Here is a 23,403-nt window from a genome sequence, read left to right as displayed (position 1 = left end):
CGACAAGTGACCAGATAGTTAGCGAATGAGGGGGTATTTGCAAGCCTTTTCAACCAAAAGAACACATGTTTCGCCCTTATTTTGCGTTGCCTTGGTGCATCCGTTGGCCCCCGCTGCGCGTAAAGCCAGGGGTGTTTTGGTTTTGTGTTGCGCAAATACAAAGGATTTCCCGGCTCGCTCACGCCGCGTGCACCAAAGCGTGACTGGACCGGATCAAGACCTTTGCTAGATTTAAGCTAAGCAGAAACCGGAGTATGGCATGTTTATCAAGCGGACAAAAAGCTGGCACTTGAGCGAAAGTGAAGTCACCCCCGAGGCGGTCTATCTGGACCGGCGGCGCTTCATGACGGGCGCGGGCGCGCTTGCGGGTGCGGCAGCACTTGCGGGCACAGGAGCACTGCAGGCGGCGACAGAGCGGCAGCTCAAGACACTGGCGCACACCAAAACTGCCTTTGACCCCGGCGAGACGCTGACGCCATATGACGCGGTGACCAACTATAATAATTATTATGAATTCGGTACCGGTAAGGGTGACCCGTCGGAGAACGCCTGGCGGCTGAAGGTTGCGCCATGGTCGGTGAAAGTGGACGGCATGACCGACAAGCCGGGCGATTATGCGCTTGAAGACCTGATCGACTATTCGGCACTCGAAGAACGCATCTACCGGCTTCGCTGCGTGGAGGCCTGGTCGATGGTGATCCCATGGCTTGGCGTGCCGCTTTCGGGTGTCCTCAAGAAGGTCGCTCCACAGTCGGGCGCCAAATATGTTGCGTTTGAAACGCTGGCGGACAAGGGCCAGATGCCGGGCGTGAAAAGCTTCTTTAACGTGCTCGATTGGCCTTACCGCGAGGGGCTTCGGATGGACGAAGCGATGAATGAGCTGACCTTCCTGGCCGTGGGGCTTTACGGCAAGGAACTGCCGAACCAGAACGGCGCACCCATCCGCCTTGTGGTGCCGTGGAAATACGGCTTCAAATCCATCAAATCCATCGTGCGCATCCATTTCACTGACAAGGAACCAAAGACCAGCTGGAACATGTCCGCGCCATCGGAATATGGTTTCTATTCGAACGTGAACCCGCGCGTGAGCCACCCGCGCTGGAGCCAGGCGTCCGAGCGCCGCATTGGCGAGTTCGGCAAAAGGAAGACGCTCATGTTCAATGGCTACGCGGATCAGGTGGCGCATATGTATGACGGCATGGATTTGGCGAAATATTATTGAATAGTGTTGTCGTCATTCGCCGGCTTGACCGGCGAATCCATGCGGTAAGAGCGTGGCGTGGACTCGCCGATCGGGTCGGCGAGTGACGATTGGGGTGGGCATGGCCAGAAATATGACCAGAAATATGAATTGTCGAAAAGGCCGGATGTCTTGATGCAGATTTTTAGTGTCCCAAACCTCAGGCGCTTTGGCAAACCACTGGTGTTTGCCGCCTGCCTTATCCCGTTCGCCTGGCTGGCCTTCAACTGGTGGCAGGCGTTTGCGGGCGCGCCGCACGACCTGGGGTTCAACCCAAATGAGACATCCAACCGCTTTTCGGGCGACTGGGCGCTTCGGTTTCTGTTGATTTCACTCGCGGTAACGCCGCTCTCGCGCGTGCTTAAGTCGCCAAAGCCGATCCTGTTCCGGCGCATGCTGGGGCTGTTCGCCTACTTTTACGTTTGCACCCATATCCTAAGCTACCTGTGGCTGGACCTGTTGTGGGACTGGGCAGGCTTGTGGGCGGATATCATCAAGCGGGTTTATATCACCGTGGGAATGGCCGCTTTCCTCATGCTTACCCCCATGGCGATCACAAGCACCAAGGGCATGATCAAACGCCTGGGCGCGAAAAGGTGGCAGCGGCTTCATAAGCTTGTGTATGTCATCGCCCCTTTGGCCGTGATCCATTTCTTCATGATGCGCAAGGGCTTCCAGCTTGAGCCGCTTATCTACGGCGCGATTTATCTGGGCCTGATGGCGCTGCGGTGGAAGCGAAGGGGCGGCAAGAGGGTGAAGGCCGCATAGTAGGCTGGTAGTTTTCGACCCAAAGCGGACGTTTGAGCGATGAACATTCAGACGCGGCTGGATATCCGCCCTTCGCCAGAAGCGGCCGCTGTTCCTTGTGGGATCAGCGGCCGTCTTGATTGTCATTAGGGGCTCCCCGCACATGTGCGGGAAGAGGCTTAGTTCCTCAGGGTGAGCTGGATTCCGAACCAGCGTGGCTTGCCGAAGAACTGCTGGTTGAAGCCCGCAATGGCACCAAAATCGAATGTATAGACCCGGTAGTCGGTGTTGAAGAGGTTCTTCACGAAGCCGGCCACCTCGATGGTGTCATCGTCATTTCGGTAGGCGATGCGGGCATCAACGAGTGTGTAGGCTTCTTCACGCGACTGTGGGCTGTTGGTGATATCGAAATAGTGGGCGCCCTGGTGGTTGAAGCTTACGTTCCCAGATAGATAGCCTTTGAGGGACTCAACCGGTTTTTCATACTGGATGAAGCCGCTGGCCGTGAACTTGGGTGCAAGCACAGGGCGGCGGTCAGGCAGGAATTCACCGTTAACGGATACTCCGTCAACGTTGGCATCCAGGAAGCTCGCTGCCAGTTGCATGCTCAGGCCGTCTGTCGGACGGGCACCAATCTCGATTTCAGCGCCCTTGTAGGTGGCATCTGAGTTGGTGATCACCTGCGACAGACCCTGGAACGTCAGTGCCTGGAAGTCTTTATAGTCATAGTAGAAGGCTGCGGCGTTGACCGATACTTTCCCGCCTTCGCTTGACCATTTTACACCGGCTTCATAGGACGTCAGGATTTCCTCGTCATACGGAATCTGGCTGGTCTTGATGCCGTCTGTGGCGTCAGAGAAGCCGGCATTGAAGCCGCCGCTCTTGAAGCCCCGGCTTACGCTTGCATAGAAAAGCGTGTTGTCGTTTGGCGTGAAATCGATACCGATCTTGCCGGAAAGGTTGCTGGCATCAATGTTGTTCAGGTCGCCGACTGCGCCCGCATCCAGGTCAGGGATGCCGGTTGCGTTGTTGTTGCCACCTGTGCGGAAGTCCATCCAACTTTGCATACCGAGAATGCCGCCGAACGCATCGTTCAGCAGATAGCCGGAGGGCATATCGTTCAGATATTCCATGTCCTTGTCTTCGCTGCTGTAGCGCAGGCCGCCTGTCAGTTTGACGGTATCGCTCAGGGCATATTCGACCTGGCCGTAGCCAGAGATGGACTGGGTGTTCTGCTCATAGTTCACGTCATAAAGGATGGCTGGGAGCAGAGCATCCGGGTCGGCTGTCGCGAGTGACGGAGTGCCTGCACCGAGGAGGCCGTCAAAGACCGTTGGGTCGCTGTCCAGGAACTGGGCGAAGCCGGCAAACCAGTTCACTGCCAGTTCAAGGTCGCCTTCAACCTTGGAATCAAAGAAATAGGCACCAACTGTCCAGTTGAAGTCGTTGTCGCCGCCACTGAGCGTGAGTTCCTCGGTAAAGACTTTGATGTTTGAGGCAAAGGTTGGCTCGATACCGGCATTCGGGCCGACATCGGTGTCCTCTTTGTGCAGCTTTTCAGTCTTGCTATAGGAGAGGATGTTGGTCACATCCACATTGCCGAATGTGTCGGTATAGGTTGCCGAGCCGCCCCAGGATTCGATGTCCAGAACACCTTCGCGGCTATAATCGCCTGCGAAATTATCGCCGTCAGTGTCGGCATAGCCATAAATGTCGGCGACGCCGTCAGATGCTTCATGCTGATACTGCGGTGCTACCGTGTTTGAGGACGCATAGTTGCCCTTGAGAAGCAGCGACCCTGTATCGCTGAGGTCGAAATCAAGCTGGCCGCGAAGGGCGTAGCTGTCTGCCTCGTTTGCATCCTTGCCAATCCGGTTTTCAACATAACCGTCATAGCTTTTCCGCGCCACAGAGAGGCGGCCGCGGATGCTGTCAGAAAGCGGGCCACTGACGGCGCCTTCAAACGACAGCTCGTTGTGGCTGCCATAGGTGAGTTGGCCAAAGGCCTCAAACTCATCAGTTGGTTTCTTGGCAATGAAATGGATCAGGCCGCCGGTTGCGTTCCGGCCATAGAGCGTACCCTGGGGCCCGCGCAGCACTTCGACGCGCTCCGTGTCAAAAAGCTGGAAGGTCAGGCCAGGTAGGGCAGCCATATAGACGCCGTCTTGATAGATTGCGATCGGGGCTTCGTTGTTGTCGTTGAAGTCATTCAGCCCCACACCGCGCAGCGTGAAGGAAGGGTTGTTGCCTTCACCTACTGGAGTGCCGATGTTCAGTCCGGGCACTTGGGCCGCAACATCGACACTGTTCGTGAAGCCAAAATTCCTGAGTGACTCGCCGGAAAATGCTGTAACAGATACCCCCACATCCGACAGCGACTGGTCCCGCTTCTGGGCGGTGACCACGATTTCTTCAAATACCTGCGCTTGCGCCATTTGTCCGCCGGCTACGGCGTAGACTATTGAACATGAAGCAAGCAGGCTTGCTTTACTAAGACGTTTCATATGTGCTTCCCCTAACAACGGTCTCCACGGCGAAGGTCATCTATCGCCTACGTTGAAAGGGATATATTAGCTAGGATCACTCAGCCGCGATTGGCAATACCGGTCAAAAATGATCCTAGCCCTTGTTCAGCATTCAATATTGGCTTTCAGGCGCTGTCACTCGCAGACCTTCAAGGTCCGGGGATACTTTGATCTGGCATGACAGGCGCGAGTTTTCCTGCCGGTGTTCGTTAAATTCCAGCATGGATTCTTCCATTTCGCTCGGGGTGCCCACCTTGTCCATGAAAGCGTCATCCACATAAACATGGCATGTGGCGCAGGCACAGGCACCGCCGCACTCGGCCAGGATGCCGGGCACATCATTGTTGATCGCCGCATCCATGACGGTATCGCCGTCCTCTGCGTCAATGATCCGTTCTTCGCCGTCAGGGCTTACAAAGGTAATTTTCGTCATGGTCTTCTCACTTCTGCTGCAGTTTCTTGACGATGCTCATCATCGGCTCATCCGTTTCTTCCAGGTGATGCCGCTTGAGCGGGATTGATAATTTCAGGACTTGTTTGCCAGCCATGAAAGACTGTGGGTCGTTGATAGCGTCGACCGCGATGAAGCGGTCGCTTTCAAAATAAAAGACGGCAAAGCGACCGACTTCGATATCGCCGCGCACGACCGTGTGGGTGTGGCCTGTGAACAGGCCTGCTGTCTGGATTTTGATGTCATACTGGTCTGACCAGAACCAGGGCGGGTTATAGCCGGGGCGTTCGGCCCCAAGAATATGGGCCGCCACAATATCTGCCTGGTCGATGGCGTTGGGCACGCTCTCCAGGCGCAGTTTCTGCGGCTGGCCCTGAAGGGGACGCATGCTGCAGTCGCCAATAGCGTAAATGCGTTCGTCGCTTGTCCGGCTGTCTTCATCGACGATGATGCCGTTGCCGCACTCAAGCCCGGCCTCTTCTGCCAGCTCCTGGTTCGGAAGTACGCCAATGCCCACAAGAAGAAGGTCCGTTGCAATGTCACGGCCATCGGCAAGCTTGACCGCAGTTAGTCGGTCATCGGACGATACATACTCGGTCACTTCCACATCGCACAGGATATTCACGCCGTGATGCCTGTGCAGGCGCAGGAAATAGTCTGATATTGTCTCGCCGGTTACACGTGCCAGCAGGCGCGGCATCCGTTCAAGGACAACCACGTCAATCCCCATGCCGCGCAGCACGGCCGCGGCCTCAAGCCCGATATAGCCGCCCCCCAGCACGGTGACATGCTTGAGATCAGAAAGGCGTGCCTTCAGTGCTTTTGCGTCCTCAAGGCCCCGAAGTACCTGAACATTCTCAAGGTGTGCGATGCTATCGAGCATACGCGGACGTGAACCGGTGGCCAGGACCAGCCGGTCATAGTCATGGCTTGTGCCGTCCGCGCAGGTGACGGTTTTATTCGCACGGTCTATGCCGGTTACGCGCGTGTTCAGGCAAAGGCCGACATCCTTGTTCTCGTAAAATGAGAGCGGCTTGAGGAATAGCTTTTCCTCGGCCAGGTCGCCTTTCATAAAGGCTTTGGAAAGCGGTGGCCGCTGGTAGGGAGGCGCAGACTCCTCGCCAAGCAATGTGATGGGGCCGGCGTGGCCCTTCATGCGCAGGGTTTGGGCCAGCTGGATCGCAGCCTGCCCAGCCCCCACAATGACGATCCGGTCTTTGGATGCAAGCGACATAAGACGGTCTCCTTATCTTCCCCAAGGGTGATAAGGGATTGTCGCAGGCCCTGCCGTGCAAATCCGGCCAAAGAGATGGGCTGTGTCTAGAGGCCGGAATTCTCGCTTTTCGGAAATTCAGACGGTGTGATGCCACCCGACCAGCGCGTGAAAGCGCGGCAGAAACTTGAGGAATCGGCAAAGCCGATAATGTGGGCAACCTGAGTGACAGTCATATCCGATGTCGAGAGATATTCCTTCGCAAGGCCGAAATTCCTTTCTTCCAGCAGATCGGAAAAACGCACGCCTTCGCTCTTCAATTTCCGATACAGGCTGGCTTCAGAGAGGCCAACATGGCGAGCCACCTTCTTTGCCGTGATGGGAAGGGGAATGCGCTGGCCGTACAGGACGTATCGGACCTGGTCTGACAGTGTCTTGATCTTGTTGAAGCTTGCCTGTTCTTCGTCCAGGTATGCTTTCAGGATAGGCGCCAGGCTCGAATCCAGGATTTTGCCTGTCATGTTCAAATGCTGCGTAGGGATGACCACGCTGTTTACCTCCTGGTTGAAGTGAACCGGCACCTTGATGCGCTTTTCATATTCGCGGCGATCCATTTGTGGGGAATGACGGAAGTTGACGCTAAGGACATCGATCTTGTCTTCGGCGAAAATCTTGATCATGCGTTTCGTGAGGGTCAGTGAAAACTCCACGTCCTGGATGCACTTCAGCTCATCCACATGCATGATCTGGTAAACCCAAGCGGTCTCATAGTCGTCTATAACCAGATGGGCGTTGGTCACGCCCTGTAGCAAATTCATATAGTGGCACATATTCAAGAAGGCTTCGTGAATGGTGGGTGACGACAGAAACAGGAAGCCGACGGCACCCAATGTTTCAGGCCCGGCCGTGCGGGCCAGGTCCACCCCTAGCAATGGATTTCCGGCATTGACTGCCGCTTTTTCCATAAAATTCATCCAACCCTTTAGGGGGATTTCCCCATTGGTCAGATCGACGTCATGTTTGGAGATGCCAACCTCTGCCATCAGTTGATCAGCGTCGATGTCGTTTTCCTTCAGGGGGGCGCGCAGGCTTCGGATAACAGATGACCAGATATGTGGTTCTTGCTTAATTTTTTGTAATTTTGCTGCTTCCAACATCTGGCAAGGGTCCAATTCTTTCGCGTGATAGAGATTATCATAATATTGATAGAAATTGACAAGCGCAAGATCGGCTTTCCCATCATCGTCTGATCCAGAGATGAAACGGGGAAGCGAAATGAAAAACTCCTTTGTAAACGCCTCGGCCGTGGCCGACTGGCAAGGCGTTCTGGCCTCACGCGGGCTGGACGCAGGAAACTTTGGTAACCTGTCTTTGAAAGCGTCTGACCACAGCGAGGACGGCGGCTCTCTGGTTGTGGACCTGAAAGAGTTTGTCTCCTTTCTTGAGCAGGTCGGGCAGGTAAAAGACAGTGCGGGCCTGTCGTGGGCCGTAGGGCATGCCTCCAACTATTCCAAACGGGGCTATGCTGGGCGCGCTGTCCTTGGGGCAAAGAACCTGGGAACGGCTTTCAGCCGTTTGGCGCAATATTACCCGCTGATCCAGGATGATACCCAAGTAACCTTCGATGTGGGCGAACAATGGTCCACACTCAGCTACCGTATTCTGGACCCGGATATCTGGCCGCGGACCGAAGATGCGCTTTATTCGCTGGGCATTTTCGCAACTTTCATCAAGTCGGCCGCGCCAGATGCCTGGCATTCGGTTGAGATGTTTGTTGAATGTGACGCCGAGACCATCAAACGGGATGTCAGCGACATTGTGAAAACCAACGTCGAATACAAAGCTGAAAGCAATGGTTTCCGCTTCCCGACCAGCCTTCTGAACAGGGAACTTGATCTTTTGCCGGCGGTGGATGGTGATCATATGAAAAGATTGTCGCGGCTTCTGTCAGAGCAGAAGCGCCGTATGCCTGCAAGCGACCGGACCCGGCAGAAGATTTTCGAGGGGCTGAGTAAAGGCAAGGTCAACCAGGATCATATTGCCCTTGAACTTGGCATGTCCCGCCGGACCCTGCGGCGCAAACTTGCGGGCGAGGGCGAATCCTTTCAGTCGATCCTCGATGAGTGCCGGATGCGCGCGGCGTCGCTTGAGTTCAAGATCTGCAAGACGCAGTCGTTGTCCGAAATGGCGCTCAAGCTCGGATATTCGGAACACAGCACCTTCTCTCGCGCGTTCATGCGCTGGGCCGGCATGGCGCCACAGCAGTTCAGGCAACTGGCTTCGTAAAAACTAGAATGTCCTCCCAAAATGTCCTCAATGGCAAAGCCCGCGCAAGCGGGCTTTGCTATATCTGCACCCCGGATTTTTTTGAAAGAGGCGGAAATGCCCCATCTATTGCTGCTGGAGGGAAACCCCAGGAAAGTCCGCGTGCGCGCAGACAGTATCGGCGTGCGTGCCGCAAGCCAGGTGTATGCGGAAGCCATTAGCGCCCATTTCCCTGACATTGAAATGACGGTCCTGAATGGTGCTGACAAGGACGCCGCCTTGCCGGAAGGCGCCAGCTTCGACGATTTTGACGGCATGGTGATCAGCGGCTCCAGCCTGCGCGCGTTCGACGATACATTCGCGGTCAGAAACCAGATCGAGATCCTGAAAAAGTTTGGCGAAACGGGCAAGCCCGTGCTTGGCAGTTGCTGGGGGCTTCAGATTGCCGCCATTGCCGCCGGCGGCACGGTGGAGGCCAGCCCGAACGGCCGCGAGATCGGTTTCGCGCGGAAAATCCTGCTGACTGATGCGGGCAGGGAACACCCTTATTTCCGCGGCAAGCGGCACACGTTCGACGCGCCCTGCATCCATTATGACGAGGTGACAAAGCTTCCCGCGAACGCGACGCTTCTATGTACCAACCGCCACAGCGAAATCCAGGGTGCGGTGATACCTGTTGGGCGGTCCGAGGTCTGGGCGGTCCAGTATCACCCGGAGTTCGATCTGGAACAATTGTCCATGCTTTTCCGGCTGTATAAGCAGGACCTGCTGGAGCAGGATTTCTTCCACACGGAAGTTGCTGCGGATGGCTACCGCGCCCAGATTGATGCGCTGATTGAAAATCCATCCAACAAGGCCATCGCCTGGCAGCTGGGGATCGACGAAGATATTCTTGACCCCCACATCCGGCGGGCTGAGATCATCAATTGGGTGACCCACTGCCTGCGCTGATGTGTTGTTCGGCGACAGGTTACCAGCAAAGAAAAAAGCCGTGAAGGGTATTCCTCCGCGGCTTTTCATTTTCTTTTTGGAATGGCTGAAGATTTAGGACTCGTTGTTGTCCAGTCCGTTCCAGCCGTCTTCCGGGCGGTCGAACCATACGTGTACCTGGCTGGTGCCGACAGAGTTTTCATATTCGCTGAATTGACGCCCTTTTGCCCGACAGTTGCGCGCGCCCAGTGCGCCCACCATCATCAGGTAATGGCCAAAGCCGCCTTCAGGTCTGTGCCTGTAATAGTCCCCCATGGTGTCGATGACTGCGGCGTGGTTGCCTTCCTTGAACCAGGCCAGGCGTTCATAGTCTGCCTCGCGGGCTTCTGCGGAGAAGACAAACTCAGGGTTTGCGGCTTCATATTTGCCGATGCTGATGTCCCGGAAGGGGCGGAACGTATGACTCATGGAACCGCTGGCCAAAAGGACGACCCTGCGGTCCGATTTTTCGATGGCGCAGCGGATGCCTTCGCCAACCGACAGATAGTCATTGGCGTCCGCAGACATGCACACGCCGACACTGAGCCACGCTTCATCCTTCTTCAGGTGATGGGCCACATTGACGGTACCATAGTTGATGGGCAGGTAAGGGTCGTCGATTGCGGTGCAGCGGGTGCCGACGCCGTTTACTTCCCGTTCAATCAGCAGGGCAAGCTCAGGGTCGCCCTTCAGGTCGTAAGGAACCTGGCTCATGCCCCTCGGCAGTTCCTCCGATGTGAACTTGCCGGTGCGGCGTTCATGGGAGGTAACAATAAATTCGATCAGCGTTGCCCAGTGCGTGTCAAAGACGATCACAGCGTCTGGCTTCAATACGTCCAGCACCTCTTTCCTGATCCGCTCCAGCCCCTTGATAAGGGTGGTGTCTTTGCCATCATAGATTTCCAGACGATCTTCGTCCGGTGTCATGATGGTTGGTACATGCGAGACGAGCCCTGCACCCACGATTTCGCCCATGGCGACCTCCTAAATGATTAAATTCTTCTCTCTAACAATACTCATTTCCCGGGACTTCGGTACCAGGGGGGCTTACAATGTCCACATCTGCCAAGATGCTCCGCCTGCCAGCAGATAGTCTGATGGAAATTGGAATGGTCGGTGACCTATCCCCATAAAGACAAGGAATGGGCAATGAGCAACGCTTGGCAATATCCGTTTTCGCAATCCGAAGATTCAAACGTCGATCTATCATCACTTGATGCCTTCAATCAGGGCGCACCCTACAAAACCTTCGAGCGCATGCGCGGCGAAGGCGGTGTAACCTGGACTGAAGAGACCGGCGGGCGCGGTTTCTGGTCGGTCACCAGCCATGAGCATATCATGAAACTGAACCGCCAGCCTGATCTCCTCAGCTCCGCAAAGGGTATCCGGATCGAGGACCAGTCCGAGGAAGAGTATGAAGCACGCAAAACCTTCCAGGAAACGGATGCCCCGCAGCACACCTACTTCCGGATGCTGGTGAACAAAGCCTTCTCCCGCAATTCGGTGGCCCAGTTTGAAGACCAGATCCGGGAAATCACGGGCAGCCTTATCGATAAAGCGCTTGAAAAAGGTGAGTTCGATGCCACTGAAATGATCGCTCGCCAGTTGCCCATGCGTATGTTGGGGCAGATTATCGGCGTGCCGGAGGAAGACCTTGGGTGGCTCGTGGAAAAGGGCGATGCCCTGATCTCAAACTCCGACCCTGATTATACCGATTTCGTCGTCGACAAGGTCGATACTGAAGAATACCGGCTGTTGCCGTTCCGGTCGCCCGCGGCTGTTGAGCTGTTTGATTATGCCAATGATCTTCTGAACCGCATGGAAGCGGGCGAGAGCTTCGGTGTGCTGAACCTCGTACTTGGTGAAACCAAGGGCGGCACCAAGATGACTCATGATGAATTCCGCAATTTCTTCTGTCTTCTGGTGGCGGCGGGAAATGACACAACGCGCTACAGTATCGCGGCCTCCATCCACGCCCTGGCGAACCAGCCGCATCTTTTCCAGCAGATCAAGGACAACCTCGACAATGAAGAGTTCATGATTTCCGCAGCCGATGAGATGATCCGCTGGGCGTCGCCGACCACGCACTTCCGCCGGACGGCCACCAAGGATTTCGAATATGAAGGCAAGCAGATCAAGGAAGGCGACAAGATCGTCCTTTGGTTTGCGTCTGGCAACCGCGACCCAGAGGCTTTTGATGAACCCTTCACGCTTAATCTTGAGCGCAAGCCGAACCGCTTTGTGTCGTTCGGGCAGGGCGGCCCGCACGTGTGCCTTGGTATGTGGCTGGCGAAGCTTGAGGTGCGGATCGTTCTTGAGGAACTGGCGCGCCGGGTTGCGACCATCGAGCAAACCAAGAACCACGACTATCTGCGGTCAAACTTTATTCTGGGCCTGAAGCGCCTGCCTGTTCGCATGACTGCCGTCTAAATCAAAAAGGGGTTCAACATGAATACGCCTGATGCCATGAGCCGTGTAAGGGTTCTGTTTTCAGACCAACTGAACCTGGCGCGCGGTAAATATTTGCCAAGTGCTTTTGCTGAAGGCGGGCATGCCCGCTTCTGCGCTGGTGCCTATGCCGTGACTTATTCGCGTGATCTGATCGCAGCACCTGGGGCAGGCGTTGAAGGGGGGCTGCCGGATATTGAAGGCGTCTTTGATCCGAAGTCGCTGCGCGATGGGTGGGAGCCCAACACGAAGATTGCCTTGGCGGACATCCGTGACGCAAACGGCCCGAGCGGGCTTTGTGGTCGCACCGCGCTCAAGAATGTCATTGCCAAGTGGCAGGCGCGTGGCTTGACGCCCATGATCGGCCTTGAAGGTGAAGCCTTTATCTTCCAGCGCGGTGAAGACGGTGGCTGGGTTCCGTATGACACGCCGGGCGCCTTTGTTTATGGCACCGGCCCCTTCACAGACCCGGCCGGTTTGACGGATGAGGTCTGGGCGGTGGCACAGTCCATCGGCCTGAATGTGGAATCCTTCAATGCCGAATATGACAGCCCGCAGTTCGAGATGACGCTCGGGTACACCGATGCGCTTGCGGCGTGCGACAACTTCTTCCTGTTCCGAACCATGGCGCGGGAGCTGATGTACAAGAAGGGCTACCTCTTGAGTTTCCTGCCCAAGCCGATACCAGGCCTTGCGGGCAGCGGCCTGCATGTCAACATCAGCTTCCTCAATGAGAAGGGCGAAAATGCTTTCGCGGGCGGCACAGACAAGGACAACTTGTCTGATCTGGTGAAGGGCTGTATTGCCGGCCTCATACACCATCATGAGAGCATGTGTGGTATTCTGGCGCCGATTGTGAATTCCTATGAGCGCCTGACCCCCGCAAGCTTGAGCGGCTATTGGGCGAACTGGGGCTATGACCACAGGGGTGTCGCGGTGCGTGTGTCAGCCGAAACGGGCAAGGCCGCTCGCATCGAACACCGGGTGGGCGACTGTGCGGCAAGCCCGTATTTTGCGGTGGCGGCGGTCCTGAACGCAGCTCTTCTCGGGGTTGAAAAAGGGTATGACCTGCCGCCTGCCGAAACCGGTGATGGGCTTGAGAGCGTCAACACGGAGCGCCATGTGCCGACAAACCTGACCGACGCCCTTGATGCGCTCAAGAATGATACGACCCTCACAGCTGCTATCAGCCAGCTGATGATCGACAACTATATTGCGATCAAGGAAGCGGAAGTGAAGGAACTGGACGGCAAGGATGCCGCGGGCCAGTTCGATTATTACGGCCACTATATCTAGGCGACGAGGAACCATACGATGAGAGACAGATTTACCGTTGGCCATGTATCCGTATCGCCCGATCATTATATCGGCGGGGAACGCGTGTCGTCGCCCACGACCTTTGAGACGCGAAGCCCGATGGACTGGTCGATGCTGCTTGGCAACATCTCACGCGGGGACGCGGACACCGCTGAGCAGGCCGTGGCGGCGGCCGAGGCGGCATTCCCTGCCTGGGCAGCACTTTCGCCCAAGGAACGCGCCGCCTATATGCACCGGCTGGCGGACCTGATTGACGAGCATAAGAAAGACATCGCGACGGTCGAATGCCTTGATATGGCCATGCTGCAGGAAAGCCTTGAACTGCGGCTCGTTCCGCGTGGCGCCTTGAATTTCCGAAACTATGCAGACCTGGCGGTTGAGCACGAAGAACGTGTTTGGGATAGCAAGGGAACCCACAACAGGGTGATCCGGATGCCTGCAGGACCGGCCGTGATCATCACGCCGTGGAATGCGCCTTTCATGCTGTCGACCTGGAAGTGTGCGCCAGCGCTTGCAGCCGGTAACACGGTGATCCTGAAGCCTGCCGAATGGTCGCCCCTGTCGGCCAGCGTTCTCGCTGACCTGATCGATAAGGCCGGGTTCCCGCCCGGCGTGTTCAACATCGTTCAGGGATTGGGGAGCGAACTGGGCAACCATCTGGTCAACGACCCTCGAGTGAAGCGGATTTCCTTCACCGGTTCGGTGCCGACCGCCCGTGTGATTGGTAGGGCAGCGGCGGAAAACATCGTGCCCTTTACTGCTGAGCTTGGCGGGAAATCCTGCCTTCTGGTGTTCGCGGATGCGGATATCGATGCAGCGGCGAAGAGAGCAGCGGGCCAGTTTGACGATAGCGGGCAGGTCTGCATGGCGGGCACGCGCATCATCGTGGAAGAAAGCGTGGCGGCGGAGTTCGAAGCCCTGTTCCACAAATATGCCGACCAGCACGTGATGGGCGACAGCCGCGATGCGGACACCACAATGTCGGCGATGATCCACCCTGTGCATGTGGACCGTGTGCTGGGCTTTATCGACCGCGCACGCGCCAATGGCGATGATATCGTCCGTGGCGGCAAGCTCTACAAGGAAGGCGGCCTGTGGGTCGAGCCCACGTTGATCAAGCCGAAAAGCAACCAGTCTGAGGTCGTTCAAAGCGAGATCTTTGGTCCCGTCCTCACGTTCCAGACGTTCAAAACCGAAGAAGAGGGCGTGGCGCTGGCGAACTCCACCGTCTACGGCCTTTCAGGCATTATCTACACCGGCTCGCGCGAGCGTGCCGAGCGCGTTGGCCGTGCGGTCCGGGGCGGTACCGTGTGGGTGAACACCTTCCTGGTGCGTGATCTGACGGCGCCCTTCGGCGGCATTGGCCAGAGCGGCCTTGGGCGCGAAGGCGGGCATTATGCGCTTGAATTCCATTCGGATCTCAAGACGCTGCAGATCCTGGAAGGGTCTACAAGCTAGTTTCGGGCTTTCACTTCCTCCCCTTCCTAGCGGCCCGAAATGATTGGGCGGAGCGCCAAACATGGCTCTCCGCCCATTTGCTTTTTCACTGGAAGATGTTGAGCTTTAGAGGGTGCGGCGTGCCCAGCCAGAAACAGCCGTCCGTATGGTCGGCCAGGTCATCGCCGGTTACCGAATGGATGAGGACGGACAGACCCTGCCGGTGATGGTCCAGCCAGGGAAGGACTGTTTCAAGTTTGGGGAGGGGAATGATCAGTTGGCAGCTGGGCTTTGAATGCGGGCCGACTGGCTTTTGATGAACCCGCCCCATCTGAAGCGAAAACTTTTCGGCTGCCCTGCGGCAAACGTTTGTGGCAACGTGCGTCATGCCCACATCAAAATAGACATGGGCATGACAGATGCTGGGGTTAGTTATCACCGAAAGTCAGGCAGTGTCTTGCGGGAAAGAGTGGTGCCGGCCTTCCAGGAAACGCCCACTTCGTGCCAATAGCCGGCGATCTTCTCAACTATTGGCAGGTCAACCAGTTCCTCGACCGGTGACGGGAAATACGTCAAGTCGAAATCGCCCATGAAGCAACGCCCCATCTCGCCGTCAAAGCCGGACATGGTCACCACTTCGGAAAGGCTGTCGGTGCCATTGGTCTCAATCGCCGGATACCAGCGATTGTGCGCCATCGGCAGGCCATTGACGAAGCCTGGCTTTTCGGCTTCTTCCGTAATGGTGAAGACACCTTCCGCCAGCCGCCGGTCATAAGCCGCCAGCGTTACGCCGAATTTGCCACCAGCTTCAAGGCGCGGGCCTGCTTTGCCAAGGGTAACCGGGCGGCTCATGTGAATGGAGCCCAGCTTCTTGGGGTAGCCCTGGTGCTGGCCGCGCAGGATGGCAAAGTCCTTATCAACCCAGATAAAGGCGCAGCGGGAATAATGCTTGCCCTTGTACTTGCACCGGATCACGATGAACATTTCCTTGTATTGGCACCGCACGGGGTCAAGGATTTCATTGAAATCGTCTGAGCAACTTTGCCAGTCTGCCCAGATGGCAGCAACAGCGCCCGGATCGTCGTCGGCTAGCTCGAACCCTTCCGGCAGAAGGGCTGCAACAGCTTCCGGGTGTGTGCGATATTCCAGGGTGATCAACTCACCGGAATAGTGCCATGGCACCGGGGGCAGGATCGCCGATTTGCCGGACTGTGTCCGGGGATAGTAAAAACCAGTCATGTGCATTCCCTTGTATTTGGAACTGAAACTTCGACTGCAACTATCCCTGAACTTCCGGGGGCTGGCTACTGGGGGGACTGTTTTTGTCCTCATTAGCCAAGAAAGTGGGAACAGGATCGACTTAAGGTAAGCTTGAATTTTTATCTCTGTCCCGACCAAGGTGAAGAAAATGACAACTGAGTATCGCAAAATTCTGCTGGACGGTTACCCGATTCTGACAACGCGTGACGGCGACTGGCTGGTGGCCAAGGATGGCAGGAAAGTGCATGTGGACGAGGCCGTTCATCTGCCGCCTGTTGCCCCCAGCAAGATTATCTGTGTGCACCTGAATTACCATAGCCGGGTAGATGAGTTCATGACCAAGCTTGGCAGCTCGCCAACCTATTTCCACAAGCCGCTGACGGCCCTCAATACCCACAAGGGCGACATCGTGCGGCCGAAGCGTTGCAAATACCTGAACTATGAAGGTGAGATCGCTATTGTCATTGGCAAGCACTGCAAGAATATCTCGCCCGATGAAGCCGGTGACTATATCGCGGGCTATACCGTCGCGAACGACTATGGCCTTCATGACTTCCGCGATACGGATGCCGGCTCCATGCTGCGGGTCAAAGGCTCTGACACGCTTTGCCCCTTGGGCCCCGGCCTTGTGGAAGGGTGGGATTTCAAGAACAAGGTGATCCGTACCATCGTGAACGGCAAGGTGGTTCAGGAAGACAATACCGACAACATGGAATGGGACATGCACTATCTGGTGGCCGATATCGCGCGTACCATTACGCTGGAACCGGGCGATGTCCTCTTGTCCGGCACGCCCGCGAACAGCCGCCCGGTCCAGCCCGGTGATGTGGTTGAAGTGGAAGTCGAAGGCCTTGGCAAGCTGACGAACCGCATTGTTGAAGGCCCGGCGCCAATCCGCGATGATGTTGGCGCCCAGCCAACGGAATCGGAAGAGGTGATTTCCACAGCCATGGGTGGCGACTGGGAGCACCGCGGCAAGCGCGCAGCTGGTGGCCAGGGCGCCAAATTCTACAAATCCAAGCTGGAGGATTGACCCAATGCAGCTGCCTGACGCCACCCGCTTCTATGTTGATGGTGCCTGGTACCAGCCCGGGGGGTGTGAAACCCACGCGGTGATCAACCCCGCCACCGAGGAATCGGTGGCGGAGATTGCATTCGGCACAGCAGCGGATGTGGACCGGGCAGTCGCGGCCGCCAAAGCCGCGTTCCCGGCTTTCGCGCGCACAAGTGTGGCAGAACGCCGGGAGCTGCTTGAGGCCATCAACGCCAAGCTGATCGAGCGCAATGATGAGATCGCTTACGGCATATCGCAGGCGATGGGTGCGCCGATGGCCTTGGCCAAGGGCGCGCAGGCGCCTTCCGGGCCCCAGCATTTCGGTCAGGTCATCAGGGAGCTGGATAGCTTCGCTTTTTCAGAAAAGCTTGGTACCACGACGGTCAGGCATGAGCCTATTGGGGTTTGTGCCCTGATCACGCCTTGGAACTGGCCGCTTAACCAGATCGCGACCAAGGTGGCACCGGCGTTGGCCGCCGGCTGCACCATGGTGCTGAAACCTAGCGAGCTCGCGCCGTTTGACGCGGTGATCCTTGCCGAAGTCATGCATGAAGTTGGTGTGCCGAAGGGCGTGTTCAACCTGGTGCATGGGGATGGTGTCGGGGTTGGTGCCCCGCTCACCAGCCACCGGGACGTGGATATGGTTTCCTTCACGGGCTCTACCCGCGCGGGCGTCGCCATTTCCCAGGCAGCAGCACCTTCCATCAAGCGGGTGTCGCTGGAACTGGGCGGCAAGTCCGCGGCCATCATCTTGCCCAGCGCAGACCTTGAAACGGCCGTTACCAAATGCGTTCAGGGCGTGATGGACAACAGCGGCCAGTCCTGCAACGCCAGAACCCGCATTCTCGTTCCCAATGACCGATATGAAGAAGCGGTGACGATTGCGGTGAAAGCTGCAGAGGCGCTGAAGGTGGGCAACCCCGATGAGGATGTCGACCTTGGACCCGTCGCCAACAAAACCCAGTATGGCCGGGTTGTCAGCATGATCGAAGCGGGCATCAGGGAAGGGGCTACATGCCTCACGGGCGGCCCTGACCGCCCGGCAGGGCTTGACCGGGGCTATTTCGTAGCTCCAACCCTGTTTGGTGATGTGCGCCGGGATATGACAATCTTCCGCGAAGAAATCTTCGGGCCTGTTGCTGCCTTGATGGGCTACGACAGTAAGGAAGAGGCGATCGAGATTGCCAACGATTCAGATTATGGCCTCTCTGGTGCCGTATGGGCGGAAAACCGGGAAGAGGCTGTCGCTGTCGCGAATGAACTGAGGTCCGGTATGGTCCACATCAATGGTGCAGGGCTTGATAGCGCCGCACCGTTCGGTGGCTACAAGATGTCCGGCAATGGGCGGGAATGGGGCCGATACGGCCTTGAAGAATTCCTGGAACTCAAATCCGTTTACGGTGCCAGCGCATAGGCTGGCACCGATCCCATTTTCCTACGCTTCTGCTGATGTGTGATGGACGCGCAGAACTTTCTGGTGCGCCATGATGGGGATGATCAGAAGCACATACCCGACAATAAAGAACAGCACGCTCGCAAGCTCGACTGCGAAAAAGTTGCCATCGCCGACTACACGCGATGCGATATAGGGGCCGATGGCAAGCCCGCCCATCTGGATCGCCAGCGCAAAACTCATCACGCGTCCGCGCACGTCGAAATCAGCAATGGCGGCCAGAATGAAGGGAAGCACCTTGTTCCAGGCCAGGTTAAAGCCGCAGACGGCCACCAGGTAAGTCACGAAGGTAACGCCAGGCATCAGGAGCGCGATAAAGGCCGCCCCACCCAGCACGCCCAGGGTGATCGGCCCAAAGCGGCCAAACACCTTGGCGGAAATAACAACGGCGAGGATGGCACCCACTACGCCAAATACCTGCGAGATGAACATGGCATTGGCCACGGCCTGTTCTTCAAGGCCGCCAGAAAGCCCGATCAGGAACAGATAGGCCCAGGCGATACCCTGGCTGATATTGTAGGCCAGAAAACCCAATAGCGTGGGAAGCAAAAGCTTCCAGCGCATGGGCCCGCTTGGTACTTCAATTTCCTCTGCCTTCTTGGGGCCTGACGGCATGAAGGGCAGGGCGAACAGGGCCATCAGGGCTGCAACGCCGAACGCGATGAACAAGCCGTTGATGCCGATACTGTCCAATAGGTACGGCATGAACAAGAGGCCTAGTGCACCATAGGACAAAAGCACGGTCAGATAGATGCCCAGGTTCCTGTCTGTTCTTGTCGTCAGGCCAATGGCAGAGAAACTGAGCGAAATCAGCCCTCCGTGCCCGAACCCAGCGACGAACCGCGCTTGTGACAGCTGTTCCATCCCGTCCGCATTGGCGGAAAAATAGTTCCCCACTACAGCGATCAGGGCAAAAAGCGCGAGGCTCGTACGCCAGTTCACCCGAAGGCTGGCAATCGCGAGTACAATGGTGGCGCTCGCAACACCAAACATTTCCATGGCCGCCAGTTGTCCCGCAGCCTCTTCGCTCAGGCCAAGCACTTCAACGAAACCGCCAACCAGCCCCGGCTGGATAATGAAGGAGATGTTGGCGGATATGCTGAGGAGGACCGCAGCTGTAATAGACGATGTGCGATCAGGATCGAAATCCGATCTGGCTCGAAAAAGGGACATTCGCGGGCTCCGGTTGTTTTACGTTTCCAAACGTCGTCGATACTGGCCCGGAGATCATGGCATTTCCGGTCAATTTTCGCCTTAGGGCGTTGATCGTACCAGTTTGGCCGCGTCTGCAAAGTCATCAGATGGCTGGTGCAGCTAGTCTGCGGCGAAGACATTCTCAAGATACAGGGGCTGGCATGACCGGAGAATTGCAGATTATCACGGAGTCTGAAGTGGTGGAGGCGCTGCTGCAGGAGCTTGCTCCTGTAATCGGCGACGACCTTCCGGGTTACCGAAATCATATCTACCGCGTGCTGACCTATAGCCTCCATTTTCTGCAAGGGGATGAAACCCACAAGAAGGCCGTTGAGGTTACCCTTGTGTATCATGATATTGGCCTCTGGACTGACAATGCGCTGGCGTATCTTGAGCCTTCAGAACAGGCGGCGCTGGCAGCCAATGCAGAACACGGCTGGGGTCTTGATGAGGGGCTTTTGCGGGCCATCATCCATTGGCACCACAAGATATCCGCCTACAAGGGGCCGAATGCTGACGTGGTGAATGCCGTCAGGAAGGCGGACTGGGTGGATGCCACCAAGGGCAAGGTCAGGCATGGCCTCAAGCCTGCGCAGGTTGCGCGGGTCAATGAGGCGTTACCCGCCCTGGGTTTCTATGACACATTGGACCGTCTTGCCACCGACCTGGCCGGAGGGTCAAAAATACGCGGGCTTTTGACCGTTCTTCTGAAAGTATATAAATTCTAGACCACAGGTGCACCGCTACGGGCAAAGGAAGGCTGGTTATGACCACGGATATCAGACCTAGACGCTATCTTAAGACCTTTTTCGGCCTTGCCCTGGCACTGGCACCTCTGGCGGCCAGTCAGCTAGGTTGGGCACAGTCTGCGGTCGTGGATCCTGACATGTATGAAGCCCGCCAGGCGGTGAAGGCCGATACGGTGTTCCTGAATGGCGAGATCAAGACAGCAACCGGCTGGACGTCGGCGCTCGCCGTTCGGGAAGGCGTTATTGTCGCTCTGGGTCAGGATGTGGATGCCTTCACCGGGCCGGATACGCAAGTGATCGACCTTGCGGGCAAAACGATGCTGCCCGGCCTTTACGACATGCATGTGCACGCCCAGTTCGCCGGCATGGAGAAACTGTTTTCCTGTTCGTTGCCATCTTCGGCGGGCCTTGGGGCCGTGACGGAAATTGTGCGGAACTGTGTGGCGCGGTCAAATGCTGGCGACTGGATCGAAGGCGGAAACTGGGTCGCGGGCGCTTTTGCGCAGGGCGAGATGCACCGCAAATATCTTGATGACGTGTCGCCTGACAATCCGGTTGTCCTGAATGACGAGGCGCACCACAGCATCTGGGTCAACTCGGCCGCCCTGAAACAGGCAGGTATTGGCCGCGATACGCCGGAAGTTTCGGGCGGTGTGATCGAACGCGATGAAAACGGCGAGCCGACAGGTGTATTTCGTGAAACTGCGGTTGACCTGGTGATCCGCCATATGCCGCCGCCAAGTCTTGAAGCCAAGCGGCAGGCTATTGAATACGCAAGCCAGACCATGCTTTCGTACGGCATCACGTCTTTCACCAACGCGTCCACACGCTACGGCGATATCCAGGCCCTGTCTGACCTTGCAGCATCGGGCGCCATCAAGCAGCGCGTGCGCGGCTGTATCGTCTGGAACCCTGCGCCCGAATTTTCCCGCACGGCAACCGAAGCCTTGATCCGTGACCGCTTCCACTATGCCAAAGGCCGGTTGAAGCTGGACTGCGTGAAAATGTTCCTCGACGGTGTGCCAACGGAAAGCCACACAGGCGCGATGCTGGAGCCCTATGTGCGCGCAAGCCACGACGAAGCGGCAACAAAAGGCATCCTTTTTGTGCCGTCAGACATGCTCCGGGATGTTGTAACTCGCTTTGACCGGGAGGGACTGCATGTCAAATTCCATGCAACGGGGGACGCAGCCGTGCGGGCCGCCATAGAGGTGGTGGCGCACGCTCGACAGGAAAATGGCGATGGCGGTCCCGCCCATACGGTGGCGCACGCCAGTTTCGTGGCACCAGAAGATTTCGCAAAAGCCAAACAGGCGGGCGTGACGTGGGAGTTTTCTCCCTACATCTGGTACCCGACACCCATCACAGCTGATGTCGCCAAGGCGGTTGGCTGGGGCCGGATGGATCGCTTTGTTCCCATTCGCGACGCGCTGATGAGCGGCGCCAACGTGATCGCTGGATCGGACTGGTCCGTGGTGCCGTCCGTTAACCCTTGGCTGGCGATTGAGACGATGGTGACCAGGCGCACACCGGGCACAGGAGAACCGCTGAACACAGGGCAGGCCATTAGCATCGAAGAGGCCATGAAGATCATGACCCAAAATGGCGCTCGGGCGATGGGTGATGCCGATGAGGTTGGCATCCTCGACCTTGGGATGAAGGCCGACATGATCCTGGTGGGCCAGAACCCCTATAAAGTGCAGAGCAACCGCATCCATGAAACCACTACGCTGCAGGTCTATATCGATGGAAGCAAGGTTTTTGAGCGCAATGATTAGTTTTGTTGGTACTCGGTTTATAGCGAAAAGCCGACATCACACGTCTTCTTTGGGTCAGAAAGTGACTATTCTTACGACAAGATAATGTGGCTTCCTCACGTCCGCTTCTGGCCGATAGCCGACATTCAACCCGTTGTCATGGACTGGCTGCTTTTCCACCCTTGCGGTTTCGTGCCTTTATTCTACATCAATCGAAAAATTTCATAGGTAATGAAACATCTTAGTCATAGGGCGCAGCTTTTCATGGTGCTTCGCCTGAACTCGGTCTACAATAGGCAGGCAAAATTGAGCTTGTTTTGGCGCACGCTTGGCAGTATCCCTGCGGTCTTCCTAATGCGATGAGCTGGTTAAGGCGGTTAGCTGGCAGTTTTGCGCTTAAAACCCGTTTCCGAAAGAAAACAATGACAGAATTTGATGGTGTCGTTCCGGCGCTTGGCCAGGCGTTAACAAAACGCGGCTATACTTCTCTCACACCCGTGCAGAAAGAAATGCTGGCCCCGGGCCTTGTTGGCGCTGACGCTCTCGTTTCTGCACAAACGGGGTCTGGCAAAACAGTTGCTTTCGGCCTTGCCCTTGCGCCCGATATTCTTGAGGGGGCTGAAAAGCTCACCCAGGCACACGCGCCACTGGCGCTCGTGATCGCGCCCACGCGTGAGCTTGCCCTTCAAGTGAAGCGCGAGCTTGAATGGCTCTATGAACTGGCTGGGGCAACCATTGCCACCTGTGTTGGCGGGATGGATATGCGCACGGAGCGCCGCAGTCTGGACCGGGGCGCGCACATTGTGGTTGGCACACCCGGCCGGTTGCGCGACCATATTGAACGGGGCTCGCTTGATATGACAGCGCTGCGTGCTGTTGTTCTTGATGAAGCTGACGAAATGCTTGATCTCGGTTTTCGGGATGATCTGGAATATATGCTGGATACAGCGCCGGATCACCGCCGGACGCTTTTGTTCTCTGCGACCGTGCCGAAATCGATTATGGGGCTTGCCAAACGCTATCAGCGCGATGCCATCCGCATTGAAACCAAAAGCGATACGAAGCAGCACCAGGACATCGAATATCGCGCCCTGATGCTGGCACCCAATGACAAAGAAAACGGCATCATCAATGTGATCCGTTATTTCGAAGCGCCGAACACCATCATCTTTTGCAGCACGCGTGCTGAAGTGAACCATATGACGAGCCGCCTCAATAACCGTGGCTTTTCGGTTGTGGCCTTGTCGGGTGAACTGAGTCAGAACGAACGCAGCCACGCCCTGCAGGCGATGCGGGATGGGCGCGCGCGCGTCTGTGTTGCCAC

Annotated in this window: 20 protein-coding genes; 12 read left to right on the top strand and 8 right to left on the bottom strand. The window is 56.8% G+C overall.

Translation table 11 applies throughout. The annotated features are described in order from the left end of the window. Nucleotides 1–259: 259 nt before the first annotated feature. Both msrP and KORM41_RS14535 read left to right on the top strand, forming a co-directional pair. Nucleotides 260–1,222, top strand: coding sequence for a protein-methionine-sulfoxide reductase catalytic subunit MsrP (gene msrP, locus KORM41_RS14540; protein ID WP_068149605.1), 963 nt, complete (start codon nt 260–262; stop codon nt 1,220–1,222). A 153-nt stretch (nt 1,223–1,375) separates the two neighbouring features. Beyond that, nucleotides 1,376–2,008 carry a protein-methionine-sulfoxide reductase heme-binding subunit MsrQ gene (locus KORM41_RS14535; protein WP_068149906.1) on the top strand — a complete coding sequence of 211 codons (633 nt, stop codon included), beginning with the start codon at nt 1,376–1,378 and terminating at the stop codon, nt 2,006–2,008. 158 nt (nt 2,009–2,166) lie between these two features. Here the strand turns inward: KORM41_RS14535 and KORM41_RS14530 are convergent, their stop codons facing one another. The 4 genes from KORM41_RS14530 to KORM41_RS14515 form a co-directional block, all read right to left on the bottom strand. Next, nucleotides 2,167–4,491 carry a TonB-dependent receptor gene (locus KORM41_RS14530; protein WP_082719956.1) on the bottom strand — a complete coding sequence of 775 codons (2,325 nt, stop codon included), beginning with the start codon at nt 4,489–4,491 and terminating at the stop codon, nt 2,167–2,169. Between the two features lie 133 nt (nt 4,492–4,624). Continuing rightward, complete coding sequence (locus KORM41_RS14525; RefSeq protein ID WP_068149599.1) at nt 4,625–4,945, bottom strand: 2Fe-2S iron-sulfur cluster-binding protein; 321 nt, start codon at nt 4,943–4,945, stop codon at nt 4,625–4,627. A gap of 7 nt (nt 4,946–4,952) precedes the next feature. Beyond that, nucleotides 4,953–6,197: an NAD(P)/FAD-dependent oxidoreductase gene (locus tag KORM41_RS14520; RefSeq protein ID WP_068149597.1), complete on the bottom strand. Its 1,245-nt coding sequence runs from the start codon at nt 6,195–6,197 to the stop codon at nt 4,953–4,955. A gap of 86 nt (nt 6,198–6,283) precedes the next feature. Next, the gene (locus KORM41_RS14515; protein ID WP_068149593.1) at nt 6,284–7,333 is read right to left on the bottom strand and encodes an AraC family transcriptional regulator; all 1,050 of its coding nucleotides are present in this window, start codon (nt 7,331–7,333) and stop codon (nt 6,284–6,286) included. A 118-nt stretch (nt 7,334–7,451) separates the two neighbouring features. On the opposite strand from KORM41_RS14515, the gene qhpR reads away from it, so the two are divergent. Then, a complete protein-coding gene (gene qhpR / locus KORM41_RS14510) occupies nt 7,452–8,462 on the top strand; it encodes an AraC-like transcriptional regulator QhpR (RefSeq protein ID WP_068149590.1) in 1,011 nt (336 codons plus the stop codon). 96 nt (nt 8,463–8,558) lie between these two features. Further along, complete coding sequence (locus KORM41_RS14505; RefSeq protein ID WP_068149901.1) at nt 8,559–9,392, top strand: type 1 glutamine amidotransferase; 834 nt, start codon at nt 8,559–8,561, stop codon at nt 9,390–9,392. A 93-nt stretch (nt 9,393–9,485) separates the two neighbouring features. Here KORM41_RS14505 and KORM41_RS14500 read toward each other — a convergent pair whose 3' ends face one another. Further along, nucleotides 9,486–10,385: a DODA-type extradiol aromatic ring-opening family dioxygenase gene (locus tag KORM41_RS14500; RefSeq protein WP_068149588.1), complete on the bottom strand. Its 900-nt coding sequence runs from the start codon at nt 10,383–10,385 to the stop codon at nt 9,486–9,488. A gap of 174 nt (nt 10,386–10,559) precedes the next feature. Here KORM41_RS14500 and KORM41_RS14495 point away from each other — a divergent pair, with 174 nt between their 5' ends. Genes KORM41_RS14495 through KORM41_RS14485 form a run of 3 tightly spaced genes read left to right on the top strand, consistent with a single transcriptional unit; the run spans nt 10,560 to nt 14,633 of the window. After that, nucleotides 10,560–11,840, top strand: a complete 1,281-nt coding sequence (locus KORM41_RS14495; protein WP_068149584.1) for a cytochrome P450 — start codon at nt 10,560–10,562, stop codon at nt 11,838–11,840. 18 nt (nt 11,841–11,858) lie between these two features. Next, complete coding sequence (locus KORM41_RS14490) at nt 11,859–13,154, top strand: type I glutamate--ammonia ligase (RefSeq protein ID WP_068149581.1); 1,296 nt, start codon at nt 11,859–11,861, stop codon at nt 13,152–13,154. Between the two features lie 18 nt (nt 13,155–13,172). Then, nucleotides 13,173–14,633 (top strand): aldehyde dehydrogenase, encoded by a 1,461-nt coding sequence (locus tag KORM41_RS14485; protein WP_068149578.1) that lies wholly within the window; start codon nt 13,173–13,175, stop codon nt 14,631–14,633. An 85-nt stretch (nt 14,634–14,718) separates the two neighbouring features. On the opposite strand, the gene KORM41_RS14480 is transcribed toward KORM41_RS14485, so the two are convergent. Both KORM41_RS14480 and KORM41_RS14475 read right to left on the bottom strand, forming a co-directional pair. After that, nucleotides 14,719–15,051: a DOPA 4,5-dioxygenase family protein gene (locus KORM41_RS14480; protein WP_068149574.1), complete on the bottom strand. Its 333-nt coding sequence runs from the start codon at nt 15,049–15,051 to the stop codon at nt 14,719–14,721. Beyond that, nucleotides 15,048–15,851 (bottom strand): acetoacetate decarboxylase family protein, encoded by an 804-nt coding sequence (locus tag KORM41_RS14475; RefSeq protein ID WP_068149572.1) that lies wholly within the window; start codon nt 15,849–15,851, stop codon nt 15,048–15,050. Before KORM41_RS14475 ends, KORM41_RS14480 begins: the two co-directional genes overlap by 4 nt. 169 nt (nt 15,852–16,020) lie before the next feature. On the opposite strand from KORM41_RS14475, the gene KORM41_RS14470 reads away from it, so the two are divergent. Both KORM41_RS14470 and KORM41_RS14465 read left to right on the top strand, forming a co-directional pair. After that, nucleotides 16,021–16,905: a fumarylacetoacetate hydrolase family protein gene (locus KORM41_RS14470; RefSeq protein WP_068149569.1), complete on the top strand. Its 885-nt coding sequence runs from the start codon at nt 16,021–16,023 to the stop codon at nt 16,903–16,905. A 10-nt stretch (nt 16,906–16,915) separates the two neighbouring features. After that, a complete protein-coding gene (locus tag KORM41_RS14465; protein WP_380084311.1) occupies nt 16,916–18,340 on the top strand; it encodes an aldehyde dehydrogenase family protein in 1,425 nt (474 codons plus the stop codon). A 21-nt stretch (nt 18,341–18,361) separates the two neighbouring features. Here KORM41_RS14465 and KORM41_RS14460 read toward each other — a convergent pair whose 3' ends face one another. Further along, on the bottom strand, nt 18,362–19,552 hold the full coding sequence (locus KORM41_RS14460; RefSeq protein WP_068149563.1) for an MFS transporter: 1,191 nt from the start codon (nt 19,550–19,552) through the stop codon (nt 18,362–18,364). A 182-nt stretch (nt 19,553–19,734) separates the two neighbouring features. On the opposite strand from KORM41_RS14460, the gene KORM41_RS14455 reads away from it, so the two are divergent. The 3 genes from KORM41_RS14455 to KORM41_RS14445 form a co-directional block, all read left to right on the top strand. Next, nucleotides 19,735–20,301, top strand: a complete 567-nt coding sequence (locus tag KORM41_RS14455) for a phosphohydrolase (protein ID WP_068149560.1) — start codon at nt 19,735–19,737, stop codon at nt 20,299–20,301. Nucleotides 20,302–20,339: 38 nt separating this feature from the next. Continuing rightward, nucleotides 20,340–22,100, top strand: a complete 1,761-nt coding sequence (locus tag KORM41_RS14450; protein ID WP_156431993.1) for an amidohydrolase — start codon at nt 20,340–20,342, stop codon at nt 22,098–22,100. 401 nt (nt 22,101–22,501) lie between these two features. Then, the coding region (locus tag KORM41_RS14445) for a DEAD/DEAH box helicase (protein ID WP_156431899.1) at nt 22,502–23,403 on the top strand (902 nt) is incomplete at its 3' end.

It is taken from the genome of Kordiimonas lipolytica, assembly GCF_001550065.1.
This window is presented reverse-complemented; position numbering and strand designations above follow the sequence as displayed.